Source organism: Streptomyces sp. DT190 (assembly GCF_049846985.1).
In the GTDB taxonomy this organism is placed as follows: domain Bacteria; phylum Actinomycetota; class Actinomycetes; order Streptomycetales; family Streptomycetaceae; genus Streptomyces.
In genome coordinates, this window is sequence record NZ_JBNCNM010000010.1 from 20,756 (window position 1) to 43,929 (window position 23,174).

The 23,174-nt window shown below is 72.8% G+C and carries 23 protein-coding genes; 15 read left to right on the plus strand and 8 right to left on the minus strand.

Going from position 1 to position 23,174, the window contains the following annotated elements; genetic code table 11:
* Window positions 1-2 precede the first annotated feature (2 nt).
* Window positions 3-1,187, plus strand: coding sequence for a hypothetical protein (locus ACPXCS_RS19015; RefSeq protein WP_425945418.1), 1,185 nt, complete (start codon window positions 3-5; stop codon window positions 1,185-1,187).
* A 283-nt stretch (window positions 1,188-1,470) separates the two neighbouring features.
* On the opposite strand, the gene ACPXCS_RS19020 is transcribed toward ACPXCS_RS19015, so the two are convergent.
* A complete protein-coding gene (locus ACPXCS_RS19020) occupies window positions 1,471-2,706 on the minus strand; it encodes a glycosyltransferase 87 family protein (RefSeq protein WP_425945419.1) in 1,236 nt (411 codons plus the stop codon).
* Window positions 2,707-2,824: 118 nt separating this feature from the next.
* Between ACPXCS_RS19020 and ACPXCS_RS19025 the strand changes: the two genes are divergently transcribed.
* Window positions 2,825-3,967: a glycosyltransferase family 4 protein gene (locus ACPXCS_RS19025; protein ID WP_425945420.1), complete on the plus strand. Its 1,143-nt coding sequence runs from the start codon at window positions 2,825-2,827 to the stop codon at window positions 3,965-3,967.
* 201 nt (window positions 3,968-4,168) lie between these two features.
* On the opposite strand, the gene ACPXCS_RS19030 is transcribed toward ACPXCS_RS19025, so the two are convergent.
* Window positions 4,169-5,965, minus strand: coding sequence for an AMP-dependent synthetase/ligase (locus ACPXCS_RS19030; RefSeq protein ID WP_425945421.1), 1,797 nt, complete (start codon window positions 5,963-5,965; stop codon window positions 4,169-4,171).
* Between the two features lie 338 nt (window positions 5,966-6,303).
* Between ACPXCS_RS19030 and ACPXCS_RS19035 the strand changes: the two genes are divergently transcribed.
* The 6 genes from ACPXCS_RS19035 (at window position 6,304) to ACPXCS_RS19060 (ending at window position 11,537) form a co-directional block, all read left to right on the plus strand.
* Window positions 6,304-7,059 carry a metallophosphoesterase family protein gene (locus ACPXCS_RS19035; RefSeq protein WP_425945759.1) on the plus strand — a complete coding sequence of 252 codons (756 nt, stop codon included), beginning with the start codon at window positions 6,304-6,306 and terminating at the stop codon, window positions 7,057-7,059.
* A gap of 108 nt (window positions 7,060-7,167) precedes the next feature.
* The gene (locus tag ACPXCS_RS19040) at window positions 7,168-7,608 is read left to right on the plus strand and encodes an SRPBCC family protein (RefSeq protein ID WP_425945422.1); all 441 of its coding nucleotides are present in this window, start codon (window positions 7,168-7,170) and stop codon (window positions 7,606-7,608) included.
* Window positions 7,609-7,832: 224 nt separating this feature from the next.
* Window positions 7,833-9,002, plus strand: a complete 1,170-nt coding sequence (locus tag ACPXCS_RS19045; protein WP_425945423.1) for an ArsA family ATPase — start codon at window positions 7,833-7,835, stop codon at window positions 9,000-9,002.
* A 62-nt stretch (window positions 9,003-9,064) separates the two neighbouring features.
* Entirely contained in the window at window positions 9,065-9,565 is a 501-nt protein-coding gene (locus ACPXCS_RS19050; RefSeq protein WP_425945424.1) for a DUF5304 domain-containing protein, read from the plus strand.
* Window positions 9,566-9,698: 133 nt separating this feature from the next.
* Window positions 9,699-10,652 carry an ROK family glucokinase gene (locus ACPXCS_RS19055; RefSeq protein ID WP_094052469.1) on the plus strand — a complete coding sequence of 318 codons (954 nt, stop codon included), beginning with the start codon at window positions 9,699-9,701 and terminating at the stop codon, window positions 10,650-10,652.
* A gap of 114 nt (window positions 10,653-10,766) precedes the next feature.
* The gene (locus tag ACPXCS_RS19060; RefSeq protein WP_425945425.1) at window positions 10,767-11,537 is read left to right on the plus strand and encodes an endonuclease/exonuclease/phosphatase family protein; all 771 of its coding nucleotides are present in this window, start codon (window positions 10,767-10,769) and stop codon (window positions 11,535-11,537) included.
* On the opposite strand, the gene ACPXCS_RS19065 is transcribed toward ACPXCS_RS19060, so the two are convergent.
* Entirely contained in the window at window positions 11,534-12,187 is a 654-nt protein-coding gene (locus ACPXCS_RS19065) for a hypothetical protein (RefSeq protein WP_425945426.1), read from the minus strand. The two genes, ACPXCS_RS19060 and ACPXCS_RS19065, sit on opposite strands and share 4 nt — an antisense overlap.
* Complete coding sequence (locus tag ACPXCS_RS19070) at window positions 12,180-12,977, minus strand: alpha/beta hydrolase (RefSeq protein ID WP_425945427.1); 798 nt, start codon at window positions 12,975-12,977, stop codon at window positions 12,180-12,182. Before ACPXCS_RS19070 ends, ACPXCS_RS19065 begins: the two co-directional genes overlap by 8 nt.
* A 202-nt stretch (window positions 12,978-13,179) precedes the next feature.
* Here ACPXCS_RS19070 and ACPXCS_RS19075 point away from each other — a divergent pair, with 202 nt between their 5' ends.
* Genes ACPXCS_RS19075 through ACPXCS_RS19090 form a run of 4 tightly spaced genes read left to right on the plus strand, consistent with a single transcriptional unit; the run spans window position 13,180 to window position 17,024 of the window.
* Window positions 13,180-13,983, plus strand: coding sequence for a lysophospholipid acyltransferase family protein (locus ACPXCS_RS19075; RefSeq protein ID WP_425945428.1), 804 nt, complete (start codon window positions 13,180-13,182; stop codon window positions 13,981-13,983).
* A gap of 31 nt (window positions 13,984-14,014) precedes the next feature.
* Window positions 14,015-15,256: a MacS family sensor histidine kinase gene (gene macS, locus ACPXCS_RS19080; protein ID WP_425945429.1), complete on the plus strand. Its 1,242-nt coding sequence runs from the start codon at window positions 14,015-14,017 to the stop codon at window positions 15,254-15,256.
* Complete coding sequence (locus tag ACPXCS_RS19085; protein WP_425945430.1) at window positions 15,253-15,942, plus strand: response regulator; 690 nt, start codon at window positions 15,253-15,255, stop codon at window positions 15,940-15,942. The genes macS and ACPXCS_RS19085 overlap by 4 nt, the downstream gene beginning before the upstream one ends.
* A gap of 53 nt (window positions 15,943-15,995) precedes the next feature.
* A complete protein-coding gene (locus tag ACPXCS_RS19090; protein ID WP_425945431.1) occupies window positions 15,996-17,024 on the plus strand; it encodes a 6-phosphofructokinase in 1,029 nt (342 codons plus the stop codon).
* Window positions 17,025-17,074: 50 nt separating this feature from the next.
* Here the strand turns inward: ACPXCS_RS19090 and ACPXCS_RS19095 are convergent, their stop codons facing one another.
* Both ACPXCS_RS19095 and ACPXCS_RS19100 read right to left on the minus strand, forming a co-directional pair.
* Window positions 17,075-18,940, minus strand: a complete 1,866-nt coding sequence (locus ACPXCS_RS19095) for an anthranilate synthase family protein (protein ID WP_425945432.1) — start codon at window positions 18,938-18,940, stop codon at window positions 17,075-17,077.
* A 95-nt stretch (window positions 18,941-19,035) separates the two neighbouring features.
* Window positions 19,036-19,092 carry a trp operon leader peptide gene (locus ACPXCS_RS19100; RefSeq protein WP_078625594.1) on the minus strand — a complete coding sequence of 19 codons (57 nt, stop codon included), beginning with the start codon at window positions 19,090-19,092 and terminating at the stop codon, window positions 19,036-19,038.
* A gap of 97 nt (window positions 19,093-19,189) precedes the next feature.
* Between ACPXCS_RS19100 and ACPXCS_RS19105 the strand changes: the two genes are divergently transcribed.
* On the plus strand, window positions 19,190-20,542 hold the full coding sequence (locus tag ACPXCS_RS19105) for a class II 3-deoxy-7-phosphoheptulonate synthase (protein ID WP_425945433.1): 1,353 nt from the start codon (window positions 19,190-19,192) through the stop codon (window positions 20,540-20,542).
* A gap of 159 nt (window positions 20,543-20,701) precedes the next feature.
* A complete protein-coding gene (locus tag ACPXCS_RS19110) occupies window positions 20,702-20,926 on the plus strand; it encodes a (2Fe-2S)-binding protein (protein WP_365092915.1) in 225 nt (74 codons plus the stop codon).
* Between the two features lie 9 nt (window positions 20,927-20,935).
* Here ACPXCS_RS19110 and bfr read toward each other — a convergent pair whose 3' ends face one another.
* A complete protein-coding gene (bfr, locus tag ACPXCS_RS19115; protein ID WP_425945434.1) occupies window positions 20,936-21,412 on the minus strand; it encodes a bacterioferritin in 477 nt (158 codons plus the stop codon).
* A 176-nt stretch (window positions 21,413-21,588) separates the two neighbouring features.
* Between bfr and ACPXCS_RS19120 the strand changes: the two genes are divergently transcribed.
* A complete protein-coding gene (locus ACPXCS_RS19120) occupies window positions 21,589-22,239 on the plus strand; it encodes a sulfite oxidase-like oxidoreductase (protein WP_425945435.1) in 651 nt (216 codons plus the stop codon).
* A 24-nt stretch (window positions 22,240-22,263) separates the two neighbouring features.
* Here ACPXCS_RS19120 and ACPXCS_RS19125 read toward each other — a convergent pair whose 3' ends face one another.
* Window positions 22,264-23,130 carry a deoxyribonuclease IV gene (locus ACPXCS_RS19125; RefSeq protein ID WP_425945760.1) on the minus strand — a complete coding sequence of 289 codons (867 nt, stop codon included), beginning with the start codon at window positions 23,128-23,130 and terminating at the stop codon, window positions 22,264-22,266.
* Between the last annotated feature and the right edge of the window lie 44 nt (window positions 23,131-23,174).

The window sequence follows — 23,174 nt, forward strand, 5'->3', positions numbered from 1 at the left end:
ACGTGGCTGGTCGACGGTGGGGGTCCGGGGTGGTGGCGCTGGTGCTGCTGCTCGCCGCCCTCGTGGGGTGCGGCGGGCCGTCCGCCACCGACAGCGCCACGGCCGAGGTCCAGCGGCTCCTGGACCGGCGGGCCGCCGCGGTCGTCGACCGCGACCAGCGGGCCTACGAACGGACGGGCGCCGGGACCGCGTTCGGCCGGCTGCGGGCCGTGCCCGTGGCCGGCTGGTCCTACCGCGTGACCGGACTGCGCCGCAGCGGCGACACGGCCACCGCCGACGCCGAACTGCGCTACAGCGTGGCGGGGTACGACCGGGCGCCGGTGACCGCCGGGCGCACCCTGCGGCTGAGCCGGGACGCCGGCGGGCGGTGGTCCGTCGTCGACGACCGGCCCGCGAAGAAGTCCGCGCAGCAGCTGTGGGACCAGGGGACGGTGCGGATCATCCGGGGCACGCACAGCCTCGTCCTCGGGGTCGGGCAGTCCGACCGGTCGCTGCGCGGCTTCGCGGACCTGGCGGACCGGGCGGTGCCGGCCGTGTCGGACGCGTGGGGAGCGCGGTGGAGCGGGCGCGTGGTCGTGCTCGTGCCGAAGTCCCTGGAGGGGATGGCGGGGCTGCTCGGCTCGCCGGCCTCCTCCTACCGCGGCATCGCGGCCGTCACGACCGGTGAGACGGGCGCCCCGGCCCGGGCGCCGGCGGACCGGATCATCGTGAACCCGGACGCGTTCGCCCTCCTCGGCAGCCTCGGCGAGCAGGTCGTCGTCACCCACGAGACCACCCATGTCGCCACCCGGGCCCGGACCACCGCCGCCACGCCGCTGTGGCTGTCCGAGGGCTTCGCCGACTGGGTCGGCTACCGCTCCGTCGGCCGCACGCCCTCCGAGGCCGCCCCCGAACTGACCCGGGCCGTGGACCAGGACCGGCTCCCGGCCGCCCTTCCGGACGACGAGGACTTCGGCTTCACCGGCGACGCGAGCCGTCTGGCCCGGGCCTACGAGAGCGGCTGGACGGCGTGCCGGATGATCGCCGACCGCTGGGGCGAGTCACGGCTGCGCGCCTTCTACCGGGCCGTCGGAGAGCACGGCAAGCGGGCCGGGGCGGTGGAGGAGGCGATGCGCGAGGTGCTGGGGACCACGCCGGAAGCCTTCACGAAGGAGTGGCGGGGCTACCTGCGCACACAGCTGGGCTGAGGGCCGCCGCCCGGCGGACGGGCGCTCAGGGCTGCGGCCCGGACGGGCGCCGTGCCGGCGCCTACCTGGGGCTGATGGCGTGCCTCGTCGCGCTGGGCCGGGTCTTCGAGGGTGCCGGGGAGGGGTCGGCACTGCTGTGGGTGACCGTGTGCGGGACGGCCGTCCAGCTGGGGCCGGCCCACGCGCTGACGGGGCTGGGACTGCCGGGAGTGTGCCTCGCACCGGCCGTCGCCACGGCGGCGCAGTGCGTGGCGGCGGGGCCGCTGTTCCGGCGGGCCTCGGCTCAGGAGGAGACGGGCGTCTCGCCGGTGACGGCGGGCTGTGAGGGCCGGGCGGCGGGGACGGTGCGCGGGACCGTCGCCCGCCACAGGGACCGGGCCGCGATCAGCGCGGCGGCCACCAGCAGGCCGTTGCGCAGGAACAGCAGGGTCAGCCCGAGCCCGTCGCTGGCCACCACGCTGGCGAAGTACAGCGGGAACTCCAGCACCGTCACGAAGCACGCCACCAGCACCAGGGCGACCGGCACCCGCATCCGGCTGCCCGGGAAGCACAGGCACACCGCGGCCAGCCCGACCAGCCACACCATGTACTGCGGGCTGATCACCCGGCTGGTGATCGTGAACATCAGCACGGCCACGAAGGCCGCGTCCGCGAGCGTGTGCTCCTCGAACTGCCGGGCCAGCAGCCGCCACAGCACCAGCCAGCCGAACGCCGCCCCCGTCAGGAACAGCGCGCCGGTGCTCACCTCGCTCACGTACGGCCCGAGGAACTCGATCGAGCCGTAGTTCAGCCGCACCTCGCCCCGCCAGCCGAAGTGCCGCGCCACGTGGAAGACCAGCGCGCCCAGCGACTCCACCTCGGTGCCCCGGTCGCGCTGGAAGGTCAGGAAGGCGAAGGCCCCCGGCATGGCCAGGGCGGACACGCCCGCCACCGCGACCCCGGTCACCAGGGCCGACACCCAGGCGCTGCGGCGGCGGGCGGCCAGCAGCAGCATCGCGGGCCAGACCTTCAGCAGCGCGCCGAACGCCGCCAGGGCCCCCATCGCTCTCGGATGCCGGACCCCGGCGAGCAGCGCCGCCACCGCCACCGCCGTGACCATCACGTCGTAGCGGGCGTACACCGTCGGCCCGAGCAGCGGCACGCCGGCCACCCACACCCAGGCGCCGCGCGGCGACCGGCCCGGGCGGCGTCCCGTGTACGCCAGGAGCGCCAGCACGGCCAGGTCGGTGACGCAGACCAGGACGAAGAACGCCGTCGCGTAGTCCAGGAAGGGCAGCAGGCCGGGGGAGAGGATCGCCAGGGCGGCGGCGGGCGGGTACTGCCAGGTGACGTCCTCCAGAGGGAACGTTCCGCTGCGCAGGACGCCGTACCAGCCCTGGTAGATGACGTGCACGTCGCTGGTGACGTCCGGGCCGGGGAAGACGTACACCTTCAGCACGAACAGCAGCAGCATCAGCCTCGTGAGACACCAGACCACCGGCAGCCATGCCGGGGACCGCCTCGTGCCGGTCGTCTTCACGTGATCCCTGCCCGTTCGCCTGCCGTGTCGGAGGGACCATGATGGGCCCGTCGGCTGTGAGCGTGCCACACGTGCCGCGGGGCGGGGCCGCGAGGGGCCGTTCGATAGGGTCGGCGGCGTGCGCAAGACCCTGATCGTGACCAACGACTTCCCGCCCCGGCCCGGCGGCATCCAGGCGTTCCTGCACAACATGGCGCTGCGGCTGGACCCGCGGGAGCTGGTCGTCTACGCCTCGACCTGGAAGCGGAGCCGGGAGGGGATCGAGGCGACCCGCGCCTTCGACGCCGAGCAGCCCTTCACCGTCGTACGCGACCGCACCACCATGCTGCTGCCGACGCCGGGTGCCACCCGGCGGGCCGCCGGGCTGCTCCGCGAGCACGGCTGCACCTCGGTGTGGTTCGGGGCGGCGGCCCCGCTCGGCCTGATGGCACCGGCCCTGCGCGCCGCGGGCGCCGAACGCCTGGTGGCCACCACGCACGGCCACGAGGCCGGCTGGGCGCAGCTGCCCGCCGCCCGGCAGTTGCTGCGCCGCATCGGGGACGCCACGGACACGATCACCTACCTCGGCGAGTACACGCGCTCGCGGATCGCCTCCGCGCTCACGCCCGAGGCGGCCGCACGCATGGTCCAGCTGCCGCCGGGCGTCGACGAGAAGACCTTCCACCCCGGCTCGGGCGGCGACGAGATCCGGGCCCGCCTCGGCCTCACGGACCGCCCGGTCGTGGTCTGCGTCTCCCGTCTGGTCCGGCGCAAGGGCCAGGACACCCTGATCAGGGCCATGCCCCGGATCCTCGCGGCCGAGCCGGACACGGTGCTGCTCGTCGTCGGGGGCGGCCCCTACGAGAAGGACCTGCGCCGCCTCGCGCACGAGACCGGCGTCGCCCCCGCCGTCCGCTTCACCGGCTCCGTCCCCTGGTCCGAGCTGCCCGCGCACTACGGCGCCGGCGACGTCTTCGCGATGCCCTGCCGCACCCGCCGCGGCGGCCTGGACGTCGAGGGCCTGGGCATCGTCTACCTGGAGGCCTCCGCGACCGGTCTCCCGGTGGTCGCCGGCGACTCCGGCGGCGCCCCCGACGCGGTCCTGGACGGCGAGACCGGCTGGGTGGTGCGCGGCGGCTCCCCGGAGGAGGCGGCCGACCGCATCACCACCCTCCTCGGCGACGCGGAGCTGCGCCGCAGGATGGGGGAGCGGGGCCGCGCGTGGGTCGAGGAGAAGTGGCGCTGGGATCTGCTGGCGGAGCACCTCGAGGACCTGCTGTAGGTGCCGTAGGGGCGCGGGGAACTGCGCGATCAACCACGCACAACCCGCACCCGCCCACAACGATCACGCGGCACCCCACTAGGCGGAACCCCCACGTACCGCCGATACTGCGCCCAGGACGACCACTGTGACGCACCGTCACCTGACAAGTCCGGGTCGCCCAGCCCGACGCGGTCGGCACCTCCCCCGCCGGACGCGGGTTCACTTCGCGTAGATCGCCTCGATCTCGTGCGCGTAGTCCTTCGCCACCACGTTCCGCTTCAGCTTCAGCGAGGGCGTCAGGTGCCCCGACTCCTCCGAGAACTGGGACGACAGAATGCGGAACTTGCGCACCGATTCCGCCTTCGACACCGCGGCGTTGCCGTCGTCGACCGCCGCCTGGACGGCAGCCAGCAGGTCCGGGTCCTCGATCAGCGACGCCGCGGTGGAACCCGCCGGCTTGCCGTGGTCCGCGCACCAGCGGCCCAGGAACTCCTCGTCGAGGGTGATCAGCGCGCCCACGAACGGCCGCCCGTCGCCCACCACCATGCACTCCGCGACCAGCGCGTGCGCCCGGATGCGGTCCTCGATCACGGCCGGGGCGACGTTCTTGCCGCCCGCCGTGACGATGATCTCCTTCTTGCGGCCGGTGATCCTCAGGTAGCCGTCCTCGTCGAGGGTGCCGATGTCACCGGTGTGGAACCAGCCGTCGGCCAGCGCCTCGGCGGTCGCGCCGGGGTTGTTCCAGTACTCCTTGAAGATGTGCTCGCCGTGCAGCAGCACCTCGCCGTCGTCCGCGATCCGGATCACCGAGCCGGGCAGCGGCTGGCCGACCGTACCGATCTTCTGCCGGTCCCAGGGGTTGAAGGCGGTGGGGGCGCAGGACTCGGTCAGGCCGTAGCCCTCCAGGACCGTGAAGCCGATGCCGCGGAAGAAGTGCCCGAGCCGCTCACCGAGCGGGGCGCCGCCGGAGATGGCGTACTCGCCCCGGCCGCCGAGGACCGCACGGAGCTTGCTGTAGACCAGCTTGTCGAACACCTTGTGCTTGATCCGCAGGCCCAGGGACGGTCCCGAGGGCGCGTCCAGCGCCTTGCTGTAGGCGATCGCCGTGTCGGCGGCCTTGTCGAAGATCCTGCCCTTGCCGTCGGCCTGCGCCTTGGCGCGCGCCGAGTTGTAGACCTTCTCGAAGACCCGCGGCACACCGAGGATCAGGGTCGGGCGGAACGCGGCCAGCTCGTCGGTGAGGTTCTTGATGTCCGGGACGCAGCCCAGCTTGATCGGCGCCATCATCGGCGCGATCTGCACCAGCCGCCCGAAGACGTGCGCGAGCGGCAGGAACAGCAGCACCGAACACTCGCCGGTGCGGAACAGCGGCCGCAGGCGCTCCACCACGTTCCCGCAGTCCGCGAAGAAGTTGCGGTGGGTGAGCACGCAGCCCTTGGGGCGGCCGGTGGTGCCGGAGGTGTAGACGATGGTCGCCGGGTCGTCGGCCTTGGCGACGGAGCCGCGCTCCTCGACCGTCTCGTCCGTGACGTCCTGGCCGAGCCGGCCCAGCTCCTCCAGGCCGCCGCCCTCGATCTGCCACACGTGCTTGAGCGCCGGGAGCCCCTCGCGCACCGACTCGACGGCGGCCGTGTGGGCGTCCGTCTCCACGACGCAGGCGGTCGCGCCCGAGTCGCCGAGGATCCACCGCACCTGCTCCGGCGAACTGGTCTCGTACACCGGCACGGTCACCGCGCCGGCGCTCCAGATGGCGAAGTCGAGCAGCGTCCACTCGTAACGGGTGCGCGACATCAGGCCCACCCGGTCGCCCGGCTGCACCCCGGCGGCGATCAGGCCCTTCGCGGCCGTGTGCACCTCGGCGAGGAAGGCGGTGGCCGTGACGTCCTGCCAGGCGCCCCCGACCTTGCGGGCGATCACGGCGACGTCCGGGTGCTGCGCGGCGTTTCTGCGGACGATGTCGGTCAGGTTCCCGTCGGCGGGGACCTCGTACAAGGCCGGAAGGCTGAACTCGCGCAAGACTGCTGCTCCTCATAGGGCGCCGGCGCCACGACGGTGTGTGCTGCGACGGTGCGGTCCAAGGCTCGGGCAGGTGCTCGGGCATTCACTTGTTGAAATGCAGAGCACGACTGGACTGCCCGGACGTTACCCGCCGGTATGGCGTCTCCGACAGGGGGTCCCGTCGAGATGTTCGCTGCGTCACACAGTTGGGTATTTCTTCGCGCACAGTAGTCCAAGGGCTGAATCACTGACCAGTAACCGCAGGTAGGACCGCCACTGTTCACGTATGCCGCACACGCTTACGCTTGATCGTCATGGCACCCACACCCGCCGCAGACCGAAGGACGCGCGTGCACGTGGTCAGCGACGTGCACGGCAACGCCCGTGACCTGGCCAGAGCCGGCGAGGGCGCCGACGCGCTGATCTGCCTGGGCGATCTCGTCCTCTTCCTCGACTACGCCGACCACTCGCGCGGCATCTTCCCGGACCTCTTCGGGGTCGAGAACGCCGACCGCATCGTCGCGCTGCGCACCGCCCGCCGTTTCGAGGAGGCCCGGGAGTTCGGCGCCCGGCTGTGGGCCGGCATCGGCGCCGACCGGGCCGCGGTGATCGAGAAGGCGGTGCGCAAGCAGTACGCGGAGCTGTTCGCCGCGTTCCCCACTCCTACGTACGCCACCTACGGCAACGTCGACATGCCGCACCTGTGGCAGGAGTACGCCGGCCCGGGCACGACCGTCCTCGACGGCCGGCGCGTCGAGATCGGCGGCCGGGTCTTCGGCTTCGTGGGCGGCGGCCTGCGCACGCCGATGCGGACGCCGTACGAGATCAGCGACGAGGAGTACGCGGCCAAGATCGAGGCCGTCGGCGAGGTCGACGTGCTGTGCACGCACATCCCGCCCGAGGTCCCCGAGCTCGTCTACGACACCGTCGCCCGCCGCTTCGAGCGGGGCAGCCGGGCCCTGCTGGACGCCATCCGCCGCACCCGGCCCCGCTACTCCCTCTTCGGGCACGTGCACCAGCCGCTGGTGCGCAGGATGCGCATCGGGGCAACCGAGTGTGTGAACGTGGGGCACTTCGCGGGGACCGGGACGCCGTGGGCGCTGGAGTGGTGAGGGCGCCCCAGGTCGGGTGAGATCGCCGGGTCCCGTGCGCGGTAGCCTTCACGCTGCACACACGTGCGCACGACGACATACCGGCCCGCATCCGGAGGAGCCACGGCGATGGCGGAACACACCAGCTCGAGCATCACGATCGAGGCGGCCCCGGCCGATGTCATGGCGGTCATCGCCGACTTCGCGCGCTACCCGGACTGGACCGGCGAGGTGAAGGAGGCGGAGGTCCTCAAGACCGACGCCCAGGGCCGGGCCGAGCAGGTCCGCCTCGTCATGGACGCCGGCGCGATCAAGGACGACCAGGTGCTCGCGTACACCTGGACCGGTCCCGACGAGGTCTCCTGGACGCTGGTGAAGTCCCAGATGCTGCGCTCCCTGGACGGCACGTACCTCCTGAAGCCGGCCGGGGCGTCGGGCACGGAGGTCACCTACGCGCTGACCGTCGACGTCAAGATCCCCATGCTCGGCATGATCAAGCGCAAGGCGGAGAAGGTCATCATCGACCGGGCGCTGGCGGGCCTGAAGAAGCGGGTCGAGGCGGGCAAGTAGGGGCCGCGCCCGCGCGGTGCCTGTGCTTCGCCGGGTGCGGCTGCGTCGTGGCCGGTCGCGCGGTTCCCCGCGCCCCTGGGTGGGCTGAGCTGCGGGCAGTCGCGCCCTGGGGGCGATGGGGGAGGGTGGGCGCAGCGGCCACCGTATCGCCGCCGGGTTGCGCGACGGCCCCGTCCAGCGGCATCACACCAGGCATCTGGTCAACGCCAGTACCGTTCACCCCCATGCGCACCCTCCTGATCACCGGCCCCGGCGGCAGCGGCCGTACCACCCTCGCGGCCGCGACCGCCCTGGCCGCGGCGGCGCGGGGCACCGACACCCTGGTCCTCGGCACCGACCGCACGGACACGCTCGGTGCCGCCCTCGGCGTCCCGACCGGCCCGGCCCCCGTCGAAGCCGCCCCGCACCTCACCGCCTGGCGCCCCGACCCCGCGCGGGACTTCCGCCGGGACCTCACCGCCCTCCAGGACCGCGCCGCCTCCGCCCTCGACCTGCTGGGCGCCGCCCGCCTCGACCCCGAGGAACTCACCCCCCTGCCCGGCGCGGAGGAACTCGCCTGGCTGCGCGCCCTGCGCGACGCCGCCCTGTCGGAGCGGTACGGCCTGCTCGTCGTCGACCTGCCCCCGGCCCCGCAGGCCCTCGCCCTGCTCGCCCTGCCCGAGGAGCTCCGCCGCTACCTGCGCCGCCTGCTCCCGCCCCAGCGGCAGGCGGCCCGCGCGCTGCGCCCCGTCCTCGGCCGCCTCGCCGGCGTCCCGATGCCCGCGGAGTGGCTGTACGAGACGGCGGCCCGGTGGGACCGGGAGCTGGCCGCCGTGGAGGCCGTCGTCGCCGACCGCGGCACCGCCGTACGGCTGGTCGCCGAACCCGGTCCGGCCGGCGCGGACGCCCTGCGCGCCACCGGCCTCGGCCTCGCTCTGCGCGGCCTGCGCACCGACCTCGTCGTCGCCAACCGCGTCCTGCCCGAGGCCTCGGCGGACACCTGGCTGGCCGGCCCGGTCGCCCAGCAGCGCAAGACCCTGGACGAGTGGCGCGAGTCCCACGACGTCCGCACCGTCGCCCACCTGGGCCGCGACCCGCGCGGCGCCGACGACCTCACCGCCCTGGCCGTGCCCGGCCCCGGTGCCGACGGCCCCGCCGTCACCTGGCCCGTGACCGACCGGCTCGCCGAGGACGGCGTCCTCGTCTGGCACATCCCGCTGCCCGGCGCCCTGCGCGACGAACTCGACCTCGTGCGGCGCGGCGACGAACTCGTCGTCACGGTGGGCCGGTTCCGCCGGGTCGTCCCGCTGCCCTCCGCGCTGCGCCGCTGCACCGTCGACGGGGCCGCCCTGCGCGAGGGCGAGCTGCGCGTCCGCTTCGCCCCCGACCCCGGCCTGTGGCCGCGATCCCGGTGACTGGGGTCCGGCAGACCCGTTCGGGTAACGTCGTAGAGACGAACCGTAGGCAGGAGTCCGTCATGAGCGAAGAGCTCCCCCCGCCCGGCGACGCCCCCGAAGAGGCCGTGGACGAGATGCGGGCGACCGACCCCGACGCCTGGTCCACCGCGTGCGCCGAGGACCTCGAAGCGGAGAAGGCCCGCCGCCGCACGGAGTACGGCCCACCCCCCGGTTCCGCGGCCGAGGAGCTGAAGAAGCTGGTCGACGCCGTCGCGGACCGGCTCTCCGGCCTGCAGTCCCCGCTGTTCGGCGCGGTCGCCGGGCCCGCCGCCCAGCAGGTCGTACGGCAGGTCGTCGACCAGGCCAGGGCGGCCGTGGAACCGGTCATCGAGCGCAATCCGGACGTCTTCGACCACCTGGCGGCCGCCGGGAACGAGCTGATAGCCGCCTACCGCTCCGCCGTCCAGGCCCAGGAGCGCCGCTGGACCGGCCGCGAGGACCGGACCGACCCGCGTGACCTGGACGAACGCCAGGACCCGGGCGACGACGCGGGCCCGGGCGAGCGCATCGACCTCGACTGAGCCCGCGTTCCCCGGCCGAGCGGCGCCCGGCGCGCCGCCGCCGGGCGTGCCCACCGACCGGACGACAGGAAACCGAGGGCAGGGCCTCGGGTACCGTTGGCCGTAGCGGGGCTCGACCGAAACTGAGGGATTCATGGGACTCACCATCGGCGTCGACATCGGCGGCACGAAGATCGCGGCCGGCGTGGTCGATGAGGAAGGCAACATCCTCTCGACCCACAAGGTGCCGACCCCGGGCACGCCCGAGGGCATCGTGGACGCCATCGCCTCGGCGGTGGACGGCGCACGCGTCGGTCACGACATCGTCGGCGTGGGCATCGGCGCCGCCGGTTACGTCAACCGGCAGCGTTCCGAGGTCTACTTCGCGCCCAACATCCACTGGCGCAACGAGCCGCTCAAGGAGAAGGTCGAGGCCCGTGTGGGCCTCCCGGTGGTCGTCGAGAACGACGCGAACGCCGCGGCGTGGGGCGAGTACAAGTTCGGCGCGGGCAAGGGCCACCGCAACGTCATCTGCATCACGCTGGGCACGGGCCTCGGCGGCGGCATCATCATCGGCAACAAGCTGCGCCGCGGGCACTTCGGCGTGGCCGCCGAGTTCGGCCACATCCGCATGGTGCCGGACGGCCTGCTGTGCGGCTGCGGCTCGCAGGGCTGCTGGGAGCAGTACGCCTCGGGCCGCGCGCTGGTGAGGTACGCCAAGCAGCGCGCCAACGCCACCCCCGAGAACGCCGAGATCCTGCTCGGCCTCGGCAACGGCACGCCGGACGGCATCGAGGGCAAGCACATCTCCATGGCCGCGCGCCAGGGAGACCGCGTGGCCGTCGACTCCTACCGCGAGCTGGCCCGCTGGGTCGGCGCCGGCCTCGCCGACCTCGCGTCCCTCTTCGACCCCTCGGCGTTCATCGTCGGCGGCGGCCTCTCGGACGAGGGCGAGCTGGTCCTGGGCCCGATCCGCAAGTCCTACAAGCGCTGGCTGGTGGGCGGCAACTGGCGCCCGGTGGCCGAGGTCCGCGCCGCGGAACTGGGCAACAAGGCCGGCCTGGTGGGCGCGGCCGACCTGGCGAGGGAACCCGACCCGATCATGTAAACGGCGTCAGGGCGAGCGCCCGAAGGGGCGCGGGGAACTGCGCGACCAGCCACATGCGACCCGGCACCCGCGCACCATCCCCGCGCCCCGTCCCTTCGGGCGTAGATTGATCACATGCCGCTGCTCCCCAACTCCCGTACCGAACCCGACGGTTCCGCGGTCGTCAGGGTCCTCAGCTACAACATCCGCTCGATGCGGGACGACACCGCCGCCCTGGCCCGTGTCATCCGCGCCTGCGAACCCGACCTGGTGCTCGTCCAGGAAGCCCCCCGCTTCTTCCGCTGGCGCAAGAAGCTCGCCCGCCTCGCCCTCGCCTGCGACCTGGTCGTCGTCACCGGCGGCGCCACCACCACGGGCCCGGCGATCCTCAGCTCGCTGCGGGTGGGCGTCGAACGCACCGAGGACGTCCTCCTGCCCCACACACCCGGCCTGCACCGCCGCGGTTTCGCGACGGCGGTCGTCCGCATCGCCGGCACCCGACTCGGCGTGCTGAGCTGCCACCTGTCCCTGCAGAAGGACGAGCGCCACGAGCAGTCCGGCATGCTGCTGGACCGGCTCGCGGCCCTGGGCGTGGAGCACGCCGTCGCCGGCGGCGACCTGAACGAACGCCCCGACGGGCCCGCCTTCCGCCGGCTGGCCGAGGCGCTGACCGACTGCCGGGCCGCCTCCCCCTGGGGAGGCGAGCACACCTGGACGCCCGCCGACCCCTACCAGCGCATCGACGCGATCTTCGCCACCGAGGGCGTCGAGGTGCTGGGCTGCGGCGTCCCGCTCGGCCTGCCCGGGGTGACGGAGACAGACCTGAGGGCGGCCACGGACCACCTCCCGGTCCTGGCCGCCCTCCGCGTGCCCGCGTCCTGTGGCCCTGTCACGACAGGGCCCTAGACGACCGCACCCCGCCCGGGGTCGTCGTCCTCCTCGTCGTCCGTGCGCATCCGCATCACCAGCGTCGCGAACCCGCCGAGGAAGCCGCCGATCCCCAGCGTGGTCAGCCACCAGGTCATCTCCCAGCCGAGCAGCACGGCCAGCAGCAGCAGCACCGGCCCGCCGAGCACCCCGAGCCAGGCGAACTTCGCCGTCGGGTCGGCGGCCGGCAGCGGAGGCGGCTCCGGCGGCACGAAGTGGCCCTCGTCGTCCGTGTCGAAGTCGTCCTCGGTGGGCTCGGGCGCGGTGTAGTCGCGCGGGCCGACGCCCGGCGCGAAGGAGACCGAGCCGCCCAGGGCTTCGGCGGGCTTGTCCGGCTTGTCGTCGGCGGTCTTCGGCTCCGGCCCGTCCGGCTCCCCGGGCTTGCCGGCCTCCACCGGGGCAGGCCCGGCTTCCGCCGCAGCCGGGGCGACCGGGTCCAACCGGTCGTCGTTGGTCGGGGACTCCAGCAGCGCGAGGTCCTCGACCGACTTGAACGGCTTGGCGCCCGGCGGGTCCGGCGGCTCCTCGCCGTAGCCGGCGACGATCGCCGCCCAAGCGGCCTCCTCGTCGAACGGGACGCCCTTCTCGTCCGGCTCGCGGCCCTCGCGGTCGGAGTCGTGCTCAGCCACCTGCGGTCGTCCCTTCCTTGCCGAGACCGGGCTCCTTGACGAGGCCGGGCGCGAGCCGGTCGATGAACGCGAGGCTCTCCTCGTGGATCCGGTCCGCGTCATGGTCCAACGTGGCCACGTGGTAGCTCTGTTCCAGGATGACCTCTTTCACATCCGTGGACGAGATGCGGCTGAGGACCCGGGCCGAGTCGGCGGGCGGCACCACATGGTCCTGCGGGCTGCGCAGCAGCAGCACCGGCTGGGTGACCTGGGGCAGCTCGCCGTCGACGATCCGGAAGAACTGCCGCAGCGAGTGCGCCGCGTGCAGCGGCACCCGGTCGTAGCCCAGCTCCCTGCTGTCGGGCTTGGCGATGTCGCTGGCGATGCCCTTCGTCGCCGGGACGAGGTGGCGGACCACCGGGAGAGCGTGCGCGGCCAGGCCGTGCACCTTGTTCGCCGGGTTGACGACCACCACGCCGCTGACGGCGTCGCCGTGCCTGGCGGCCAGGCGCAGGGCGAGGGCGCCGCCCATGGACAGCCCGGCCACGAAGACCTTCGCGCGGCGCTCGCGCAGCGCGCGCAGCTCCCGGTCCACCTCCGCGTACCAGTCCTGCCAGCCCGTGATCCGCAGGTCCTCCCAGCGGGTGCCGTGCCCGGGCAGCAGGGGCAGGGAGACGGTCAGGCCGTGCTCGGCGAGGTACTCCGCCCAGGGGCGCAGCGACTGCGGTGAACCGGTGAAACCGTGGCAGAGGAGGACGGCGACCTCCCCGCCCTCGTGGCGAAACGGCTCGGCTCCGGCAAGGACCGGCACCTTCGGCCTCCAGGTCGTGAGAAGGGACGGACACGATCACGGATCGTCACGGAACGTCATGGAAGGGGTCGCACGTCGTTCGCGGGACCTTCACCGTACGCGACCGCACTGACACCGACCAGGGCCGTCGGCGCCTTTGACGGCACTCCGGGTTAAGGTCTGATCTACACATACAGGAGGCACTCGGTTGTTGTACGGCGCGATGAAGGTCGCTGTTGGGGGGCCGCTCAAGGTCGCCTTCAGGCCCTGGGTGGAGGGCCTGGAGAACGTGCCCGCCGACGGCCCCGCGATCCTGGCGAGCAACCACCTGTCCTTCTCGGACTCGTTCTTCCTGCCCGCGGTCCTGGACCGCAAGGTCACGTTCATCGCCAAGGCCGAGTACTTCACCACGCCCGGCGTGAAGGGCCGGCTGACGGCCGCCTTCTTCAAGGGCGTCGGGCAGCTGCCCGTGGACCGCTCCGGTGCGCGCGGCGCGGGCGAGGCCGCCATCAGGAGCGGCATCGAGGTGCTGGAGCGCGGCGAGTTGTTCGGGATCTACCCGGAGGGCACGCGCTCGCCCGACGGCCGGCTCTACCGGGGCAAGCCGGGCGGCCTCGCGCGCGTGGCGCTGGCCACCGGCGCGCCCGTGGTCCCGGTCGCCATGATCGACACGGAGAAGATCCAGCCGCCCGGCAAGGTCGTGCCCAAGCTGATGCGCCCCGGCATCCGGATCGGCAAGCCCCTGGACTTCAGCCGCTACCAGGGCATGGAGCACGACCGCTTCGTGCTGCGCGCGGTGACCGACGAGGTCATGTACGAGATCATGAAGCTCTCCGGCCAGGAGTACGTCGACATGTACGCGACGGCCATGAAGCGCCAGCTCGCGGAGGCGGCGAAGGCGGAGAAGGAAGCCGACAAGGCGGCCAGGGCCGCGCTCGCGCGGGCGGAGAGGGAACAGGCCGAGAAGGAGAAGGCCGAGCGGGAACAGGCCGAGCGGGACGGGCGGACCGGAGAACGGCGGACCTAGCCCGGACGGGGCGGGCCGGGGGGTGGGGGACATGGCCAGGCGCGAGCGTGTGATGAGGATGTCGGTCGAGCAGCCGCTGTGGCGTGCGCTGACGGGCTACCGGGTGCTCACGATGCTGTACGCGGTCGGGCTGTTCGCCACCGCCTACGAGGAGTTCACCCGCCCCTGGGTCGCCGTCGGCTACTTCGCCGTCCTGGCGGCGTGGACCCTGGCCACCCTGCCCCGGGTCGCGAACGCCGCCCGCTGCACCAGGGGGTTCCTCGCCGCCGACCTGGCCGTCGCCCTCACGGGCATCCTGCTCACGCCCGTCGCCGACGCGCACGAGCGGGTCCAGGCGGGCGGCCCGACCCTGCCCTCGATATGGACGGCCGGGGCCGTCCTGGCCTTCGCCATCAAGGGCGGCTGGCGCTGGGCGGCCCTCGCCTCCGGCCTCGTGGCCGTGGCCAACCTGATCGAGCGCGGCAGCCCGGCCCGCGACACCGTCCACAACGTCATCCTGGTCTGCATCGCCTCCATCGCCATCGGCTACGTCGTCGAGGTCGCCCGGGCCTCCGAGCGCACCCTCGCCCGCGCCCTGGAGATCGAGGCCGCGACACGGGAGCGGGAGCGGCTGGCCCGGGACATCCACGACAGCGTCCTGCAGGTGCTGGCGATGGTGCAGCGGCGCGGCGCGGTCATCGGCGGCGAGGCGGCGGAGCTCGGGCGGATGGCCGGAGAGCAGGAGGTCGCGCTGCGCACCCTGGTCTCCGGCGGGCTGGTACCCGTCTCCCGGGTCTCGGAGGACGCCGCCGAGGGCGCGCTCGTGCGGGCCGTGGAGGACGGACCGGACGAGGCGGACCCGGCAGACGCCGGCCCGGTCGACCTGCGCGCCCTGCTCGCGCCGTACGCCGGGGCGAAGGTCAGCCTGGCCGAGCCGGGCGCGCCCGTGCGGCTGTCGCCGGCCGCCGCCCGGGAGGTGGCCGCCGCGGTCGGGGCCGCCCTGGACAACGTCTGCAGGCACGCCGGGGATCGGGCGCGCGCCTGGATCCTGGTCGAGGACGAGCCGGACGAGGTCATCGTCACCGTCCGGGACGACGGCCCCGGCATCCCGGAGGGACGGCTCGCCCAGGCCGAGGGCGAGGGCCGGCTCGGTGTCGCCCTGTCGATCCGCGGCCGGTTGCGCGACCTCGGCGGCAGCGCAGAACTGATCTCGGTGCCGGGCCAGGGCACGGAGGTCGAACTGAAGGTACCGAAGGACGTGACGGACGCACGGGGGAAGGCGGAGCTGCGATGACGCGGAGCGGCGGGGACGGACAGGAACCGATCAAGGTCATGGTGGTCGACGACCACCCCATGTGGCGCGACGCGGTCGCCCGCGACCTGGCCGAGACGGGCTTCGAGGTGGTCGCGACCGCCGGCGACGGCGACCAGGCCGTGCGCCGCGCCAAGGCCGCCGCCCCGGACGTCCTGGTGCTCGACCTGAACCTGCCCGGCAAGCCCGGCGTGCAGGTCTGCAAGGAGGTCGTGGCCGCCGACCCGGCGCTGCGCGTCCTGGTGCTGTCCGCGAGCGGCGAGCACGCCGACGTCCTGGAGGCGGTGAAGTCCGGCGCGACGGGCTACCTGCTGAAGTCGGCCTCCACCGAGGAGCTCCAGGACGCGGTCCGCCGCACGGCCGTCGGCGACCCCGTCTTCACGCCCGGCCTCGCCGGACTGGTCCTCGGCGAGTACCGCCGCCTGGCCTCCGAGCCCGCCCCGGCCCCCGACACCGACGAACCGAAGGCGCCCCAGCTCACCGACCGCGAGACCGAGGTACTGCGCCTGGTCGCCAAGGGCCTGAGCTACAAGCAGATCGCCGAACGCCTGGTCATCTCCCACCGCACGGTGCAGAACCACGTCCAGAACACCCTCGGCAAGCTCCAGTTGCACAACCGCGTGGAACTGGTCCGGTACGCCATCGAGCGCGGCCTCGACGACGAGTGAGAGGCACGTCACACTGACCCTTCGTCAGGCACCTGCGGCGAAGGGACTTTTCCATGCGCGTCGGAGTACTGACCGGAGGCGGCGACTGCCCCGGCCTCAACGCCGTCCTCCGGGCCGTCGTCCGCAAGGGCGTCCAGGAGTACGGCTACGACTTCACCGGCTTCCGGGACGGCTGGCGAGGCCCTCTGGAGAACGCCACCGTCCGGCTCGACATCCCCGCGGTGCGCGGCATCCTGCCCCGCGGCGGCACGATCCTCGGCTCCTCACGGACCAATCCGCTCCAGGAGGAGGACGGCATCCGCCGGATCAAGGAGAACCTCGCCCTGCTGGAGGTCGAGGCGCTCATCACGATCGGCGGCGAGGACACCCTCGGCGTGGCCGCCCGCCTCTCCGACGAGCACGGCGTGCCCTGTGTGGGCGTGCCGAAGACCATCGACAACGACCTGTCCGCCACGGACTACACCTTCGGCTTCGACACCGCGGTCGGCATCGCGACCGAGGCCATCGACCGGCTGCACACCACCGCCGAGTCCCACATGCGGGTCCTGGTCGTGGAGGTGATGGGCCGGCACGCCGGCTGGATCGCCCTGCACTCGGGCCTGGCCGGCGGTGCCAACGTCATCCTCATCCCCGAGCAGCGCTTCGACGTCGAGCAGGTGTGCGACTGGGTGACGTCGCGGTTCCGGGCCTCGTACGCGCCGATCGTCGTCGTCGCCGAGGGCGCGATGCCGAAGGACGGCGACATGGTCCTCAAGGACCAGTCCCTCGACTCCTACGGGCACGTCCGGCTGTCCGGGGTGGGGGAGTGGCTCGCCAAGGAGATCGAGAAGCGCACCGGCAAGGAGGCCCGAACGACCGTCCTGGGCCACGTCCAGCGGGGCGGCACCCCCAGCGCCTTCGACCGCTGGCTCGCCACCCGCTTCGGGCTGCACGCCATCGACTGCGTCCGCGACGGTGCCTTCGGCACGATGGTCGCCCTGCGCGGCACGGACATCGTCCGCGTGCCCCTCGCGGACGCCACGGCCCGCCTGAAGACGGTGGACCCCGCGCTGTACGACGAGGTCGGAGTCTTCTTCGGCTGACCACGGGGCCGCGGTGCCGGCCGGGACCGCACGGCCCCGGCCGGTCCGCGTCAGATTGAGGGCGCCCCGGTGCCCCGCAGTTGCCCCACCAGCTCCCGCACCACCCGCGCCCCGTCCAGCGTCAGCACCGACTCGGGATGGAACTGCACGCCGGCGAACCCGGGCCCGCGCAGCGCGTGCACCTCGCCGTTCGCGGCGCGCGAGACCTCGACGCCACGGGCCGCCAGCCCGGCCGCCGCCTCGTCGTCGCAGCGGGCCACGTAACTGTTGTAGAACCCGACGGTCTCCCGCCGGCCGAACAGCTCGATCTCCGTCTGCGCCCCCTGGTACGGCACCTCCTTGCGCACGATGTCCAGCCCCAGCTCTGCCGCGATCAGCTCGTGCCCCAGGCAGACGCCCAGCACCCCCTGCCGCTCCGCCCGCAGGACCTCGGCGGTCAGCGAGCGCAGGAACCGCATCTTCGGATCGGCCGGGTCGGAGGGATCGCCCGGCCCGGGCCCCAGCACCACCGGGCCCTCGTGCCCGAGCACCGCCTCCCGCAGCCCCGGCTCGTCGTACCGCCGCACACTCACCCGCAGGCCCGCGGCGCGCAGCACGTGCGCGAGCATCGCCGTGAAGGTGTCCTCCCCGTCGACGACCAGGGCGTGCCCCGCGAGCTGCCCGGACCGCTCCTGCATCCGCAGCCAGAACGGCGCGAGGAAGGCCCGGCGCCCGTCCAGCGCCGCACGCACGCGTGGATCGTCGGCGAGCCGCACGCGCGTGTGCTCCGCACGCGGCCGCGGCGGCCGCACGCCCAGGGCCGCCAGCACACCGGCCGCCTTGGCGTGGGTCTCCGCGACCTCGCTCGCCGGGTCCGAGCCGCGCACCAGCGTCGCGCCGACCGGCACCCGCAGCCCTCCGTCCGCGTCGATGTCGGCGGTGCGGATCAGGATGGGGGAGTCGAGGGTCTGCGCCCCGCCCGCGTCCCGGCCGATCAGGGCCAGCGCCCCCGCGTAGTACCCGCGCCCCCCGCTCTCGTGCCGCTCGATCACCCGGCAGGCGTTCTGCACCGGCGAGCCGGTGACGGTCGCGGCGAACATGGTCTCCTTCAGCACCTCCCGCACGTCCAGCGAGGACCGGCCGCGCAGCTCGTACTCGGTGTGCGCGAGGTGGGCCATCTCCTTCAGCCGCGGCCCGACGACGACCCCGCCCATGTCGCCGACGGTGCACATCATCTTGAGCTCCTCGTCGACCACCATCGACAGCTCCTCGACCTCCTTGCCGTCGGCGAGGAAGTCCAGCAGGTGCTCGGGCGTCGGCCCCTCGGCCGGGTAGCGGTAGGTGCCGCTGATCGGGTTCATGACGACCGTGCCGCCGGACATCCGCACGTGCACCTCCGGGCTGGCCCCGACCAGGGTCCGCTCTCCCGTGTGCACGACGAACGTCCAGTAGGCGCCCCGCTCGCCCTCCAGCAGGCGCCGGAACAGCGCGAGGGCGTCGGACCGCCCGAAGCCGGGGATCTTGCCCTCGTACGTCCGCCGGATCACGAAGTTGGCGCCCTCGCCCCGGCCGATCTCCTCCTCCAGCACGCGGCCGACGATCCGCGCGTACTCCTCGTCGGGGACGTCGAAGCCCCCGCCGTCGACGCGCACGTCGTGCGCCGGGAGCTGCTCCAGCGCCTCGGCCAGCGGGACGGTGTAGGACTCCTCGGGCGTGAGGGCCAGCAGGGGCGTGCCGTCGTCGCGGACGTCGAAACCGCGCTCGCGGATCTGCCGGAAGGGCACGAGTGCGAGGCTCTCGTCGGGGAGGTCGGCGAGCCGCTCGTGGGCGGCGACCGGGCCGATCAGCACCTCGACCAGCTCGTGGTCGTGGCCCGGGGTACGGCGGCGGAGCAGGGCGAACGGACGGGGGTCGTCCGGCAAGCCGAGCAGGTTCATGGTCCGTGCTCCTTGTCAGGGAGGGAGGAACGGACCCCGGAGAACGCCGAAGGCCGCCCCTCGGGCGGCCTTCGCGAAGTCTTCAGTACGCGCAGTCAGCGGGCCGCCGGATGAGCGGTCCACCACCAGGTCTGGGTCGAGTGCGCGAACATGCGAGGCACCCTACCCCATGTCCGAGGGGTGTACCCGGTGTCTCACTTCCTGGGCACGGGTCCTGGGCGCCCGATGCGACCCCGTAGTGTTGAGGCCGTGACCGTGAACGCTAAGACCAGCACGAGTGCTGGCAACACCTGGCGAGACCTGCCCGCGGCGCAGCAGCCCGAGTACCCCGACACCGAGGCTCTGCGCGCAGTGATCGCGGACCTCGAGTCGTATCCGCCGCTCGTCTTCGCGGGCGAGTGCGACCAGCTGCGCGCCCGGATGGCGTCCGTCGCCAAGGGAGAGGCGTTCCTCCTCCAGGGCGGCGACTGCGCCGAGGCCTTCGACGCGGTGTCCGCGGACCAGATCCGCAACAAGCTCAAGACCCTGCTCCAGATGGGCGCCGTGCTCACGTACGCCGCGTCCGTGCCGGTCGTGAAGGTCGGCCGGATCGCCGGCCAGTACTCCAAGCCGCGCTCCAAGCCGACCGAGACCCGCGACGGCGTGACGCTGCCGACGTACCGCGGCGACTCCGTCAACGGCTTCGACTTCACCGAAGAGGCCCGCGTCCCGGACCCCGAGCGGCTGAAGCGGATGTACCACGCCTCCGCCTCCACGCTGAACCTGGTGCGCGCCTTCACCACCGGCGGCTACGCCGACCTGCGCCAGGTCCACGCCTGGAACCAGGACTTCGTGAAGTCGTCCCCGTCGGGGCAGCGCTACGAGCAGCTCGCCCGTGAGATCGACAACGCGCTGAACTTCATGCACGCCTGCGGGGCCGACCCGGAGGAGTTCAAGACCGTCGAGTTCTTCTCCTCGCACGAGGCGCTGCTGCTCGACTACGAGTCCGCCCTCACCCGGGTCGACTCGCGCACGGGTCAGCTCTACGACGTCTCCGCGCACATGGTGTGGATCGGCGAGCGCACCCGGCAGCTGGACCACGCGCACATCGAGTTCGCCTCGAAGATCCGCAACCCCATCGGCATCAAGCTGGGTCCGACGACCACGGCCGAGGACGCGATGCAGTACATCGAGCGCCTCGACCCCGAGCGCGAGCCGGGCCGGCTGACGTTCATCGTCCGCATGGGCGCCGACAAGGTCCGCGACAAGCTCCCCGAGCTGGTCGAGAAGGTCACCGCCTCCGGCGCGACCGTGGCCTGGGTGACCGACCCGATGCACGGCAACACCTTCGAGGCGGCCTCCGGGCACAAGACCCGCCGCTTCGACGACGTGCTCGACGAGGTCAAGGGCTTCTTCGAGGTCCACAAGGCGCTCGGCACGCACCCGGGCGGCATCCACGTGGAGCTCACCGGCGACGACGTCACCGAGTGCGTGGGCGGCGGCGACGAGATCTTCGTCGACGACCTGCACCAGCGCTACGAGACGGCCTGCGACCCGCGGCTCAACCGCAGCCAGTCGCTGGACCTGGCGTTCCTCGTGGCGGAGATGTACCGGGACCAGTAGCGGTCACGCCCGGCACCGGGCATGGACTGGGGCGCGGATCACATCCGATCCGCGCCCCTGTCGACTTTTGCGCTTCCCACCCGGCGGGTAAGGTTAGGTTTGCCTAACCGATCAACGGGGACGGCACCAGAGAACGAACCCCGTCGGGAGGTGGACCGCGTGTACGTGTGCAGTTGCTTCGGGATCACCGAGCAGCAGGTCAAGCAGCACGCGGACAGCGGCGCCTGCACCCCCCGCCAGATAGCCTCCGCCTGCAAGGCGGGTACGGACTGCGGGTCGTGCGTACGCCGGATCCAGGCGATCCTCGGCAGGGGTGCCTGCCCTCGCCGTGATCTGGCCGACCGGGGCGAGCCGGTGCTCGCCGAGCTGGAGGACGCCGCCTGACGGCGGGCCCTAGCTCGGCTGCTCGATCTGCTGCGCGATGTACAGCGCCTCACCCAGCTTCTCGATCAGCTCCAGCTGCGTGTCCAGGTAGTCGATGTGGTGCTCCTCGTCGGCGAGGATCTCCTCGAAGATGTTCGCGGACGTGATGTCGCCCTTGCTGCGCATCACCTCGATCCCGCGCTTGAGGCGGTCGATGGCCTCGACCTCGACTTGCCGGTCGGCCTGGAACATCTCGGTGACCGTCTGACCGACCCGGACGTGGAAGAGCCGCTGGTAGTTGGGCAGCCCGTCCAGCATCAGGATGCGCTCGGTGATCTTGTCCGCGTGCTTCATCTCGTCGATGGATTCTTCACGCGTGTACTTGGCGAGCTTGGTCCAGCCCTTGTTGTCCTGGATCCGGTAATGCAGCCAGTACTGGTTGATCGCCGTCAGCTCGCCGGTCAACTGCTCGTTCAGGAATTCGAGGACCTCGGGGTCGCCCTGCATCGCAGAGGCTCCTTCCAACGCGGGGGGAACTGGCAGGTTGCGCCGCATGATTCCACCGGCGGGGAAGATCGTCCAGTAAGTCTTCACTTAGTAAGTAAGGGCATGCTTAGTTCTTTTTGCCCGCTTTGGGGTGACCCCGGTCGGGGGCATCACCCGAGGTCTGTCAGGATGGAGTCATGGGTCAGCCGCTGGGACACGCATCGGGAGAAGGGCGCGATGCGGCAGGAGAGACACAGTCCGGGCTCCCTCCGGGGCAGCGCGTGCAGCGCGGCTGGCCGGTCACGCACTACGGGCCCGTCCCCAAGTTCCGGCCCGAGCGCTGGGAGTTCCGCGTGTTCGGCGCCACCGCGGGCGGCGGCAAGCACTGCTGGACCCACGAGGAGTTCACGGCCCTGCCCCACACCAGCGTCGTGGCCGATCTGCACTGCGTCACGAAGTTCAGCATGCTGGGCGCCGAGTGGGGCGGCGTCCCCGCCCGCACCATCCTCGACCTCGCCCCGCCGGCCGACGACGTCACCCATGTGATGGTGTGGGCCGAGTACGGATTCAGCTCCAACCTGCGGCTGTCCGACTTCGCCGACGAGCGGGTGCTGTTCGCCACGCACAAGGACGGCGAACTCCTCACCGCCGAGCACGGCTTCCCGCTCCGCCTGATCGTGCCCCACCTGTACGCCTGGAAGGGCCCCAAGTGGGTGCGCGGCGTGGAGTACATGACCGCCGACCGGCGCGGCTTCTGGGAGGAGCGCGGCTACCACAACATCGGCGACCCCTGGCGGGAGCAGCGCTACTCGTACCAGGAGGGGCCCGGGGACGGCCCCGGGATCTGACGCCCCGGGCGCGCCCGGAGGCCGTCAGCAGTCGCGCAGCTTCTTCAGCCGCTCCACGTCCGCGGCGTGTCCCTCCTTGCCGCCCGGCGTCTCGATGATCAGCGGCACGCCCGCGGTCGCGGGGTGCGTCATCAGCGCCCGGAACGGGTCCTCGCCGATGTGGCCGGCGCCGACGTTCTCGTGCCGGTCCTTGTGGGCGCCCGCCACGTCCTTGGAGTCGTTGGCGTGGATCAGCTTCAGCCGTCCCTCGCCGACCGTGTCCACCAGCGAATCCAGCGTCCGGTGCATGCCGCTCGGGCCGGTCAGGTCGTGCCCGGCGGCGAAGATGTGGCAGGTGTCCAGGCACACGCCGAGCATCGGATGGGCGTCGAGCGCCTCGAAGTACGGGCCGAAGTCCCACGTCCGTGAGCACAGGGAGGCGCCCTGGCCTGCGGTCGACTCCAGCAGCAGGTACGGGTCGTCGTCGTGGGTCAGCTCGTCGAGCAGCGGCAGCAGGTGCTCCCGGACCTGCTTCAGCGCCACCGAGCGCTCCCGGCCGCCGGTCGCGCTGCCCGTGTGCACCACGACGCCCCGCGCCCCGATCTGCCGCCCCCGCCGCAGCGAGTGCCGCAGCGACTCCACCGACCGCTCCACGGTCGCCTCGGTGTGCGAGCCGAAGTTGATCAGGTAGGGGGCGTGCACGTACGCGGGAAGCGACCCGGCCTCGCACGCCGCGCGGAACGCCTCGTCCTCTTTCGGGTTCCCGGCCGGTGTCGCCCAGCCGCGCGGGTTGGCGACGAAGACCTGCACGGTCTCCGCCCGCAGGTCACGGGCGTAGGACAGGCCGACGCGGTGGAGCCCACCGGCCACGGGGACGTGGCCGCCCACGGGGTTGCGCACGGGGCCGGACATCTGATCGTTCACCCGTTCAGGGTGTCATGCGCCCGGCCGTGCCC

Bases quoted from the DNA above. Each gene is read 5' to 3' on its own strand.
- ACPXCS_RS19040 (WP_425945422.1), top strand. From the start codon at position 7,168: ATGGCGGAACACACCAGCTCGAGCATCACGATCGAGGCGGCCCCGGCC.
- ACPXCS_RS19045 (WP_425945423.1), top strand. From the start codon at position 7,833: ATGCGCACCCTCCTGATCACCGGCCCCGGCGGCAGCGGCCGTACCACC.
- ACPXCS_RS19050 (WP_425945424.1), top strand. From the start codon at position 9,065: ATGAGCGAAGAGCTCCCCCCGCCCGGCGACGCCCCCGAAGAGGCCGTG.
- ACPXCS_RS19055 (WP_094052469.1), top strand. From the start codon at position 9,699: ATGGGACTCACCATCGGCGTCGACATCGGCGGCACGAAGATCGCGGCC.
- ACPXCS_RS19060 (WP_425945425.1), top strand. From the start codon at position 10,767: ATGCCGCTGCTCCCCAACTCCCGTACCGAACCCGACGGTTCCGCGGTC.
- ACPXCS_RS19075 (WP_425945428.1), top strand. From the start codon at position 13,180: ATGAAGGTCGCTGTTGGGGGGCCGCTCAAGGTCGCCTTCAGGCCCTGG.
- macS (WP_425945429.1), top strand. From the start codon at position 14,015: ATGGCCAGGCGCGAGCGTGTGATGAGGATGTCGGTCGAGCAGCCGCTG.
- ACPXCS_RS19085 (WP_425945430.1), top strand. From the start codon at position 15,253: ATGACGCGGAGCGGCGGGGACGGACAGGAACCGATCAAGGTCATGGTG.
- ACPXCS_RS19090 (WP_425945431.1), top strand. From the start codon at position 15,996: ATGCGCGTCGGAGTACTGACCGGAGGCGGCGACTGCCCCGGCCTCAAC.
- ACPXCS_RS19095 (WP_425945432.1), bottom strand. From the start codon at position 18,940: ATGAACCTGCTCGGCTTGCCGGACGACCCCCGTCCGTTCGCCCTGCTC.
- bfr (WP_425945434.1), bottom strand. From the start codon at position 21,412: ATGCAGGGCGACCCCGAGGTCCTCGAATTCCTGAACGAGCAGTTGACC.
- ACPXCS_RS19120 (WP_425945435.1), top strand. From the start codon at position 21,589: ATGGGTCAGCCGCTGGGACACGCATCGGGAGAAGGGCGCGATGCGGCA.
- ACPXCS_RS19125 (WP_425945760.1), bottom strand. From the start codon at position 23,130: ATGTCCGGCCCCGTGCGCAACCCCGTGGGCGGCCACGTCCCCGTGGCC.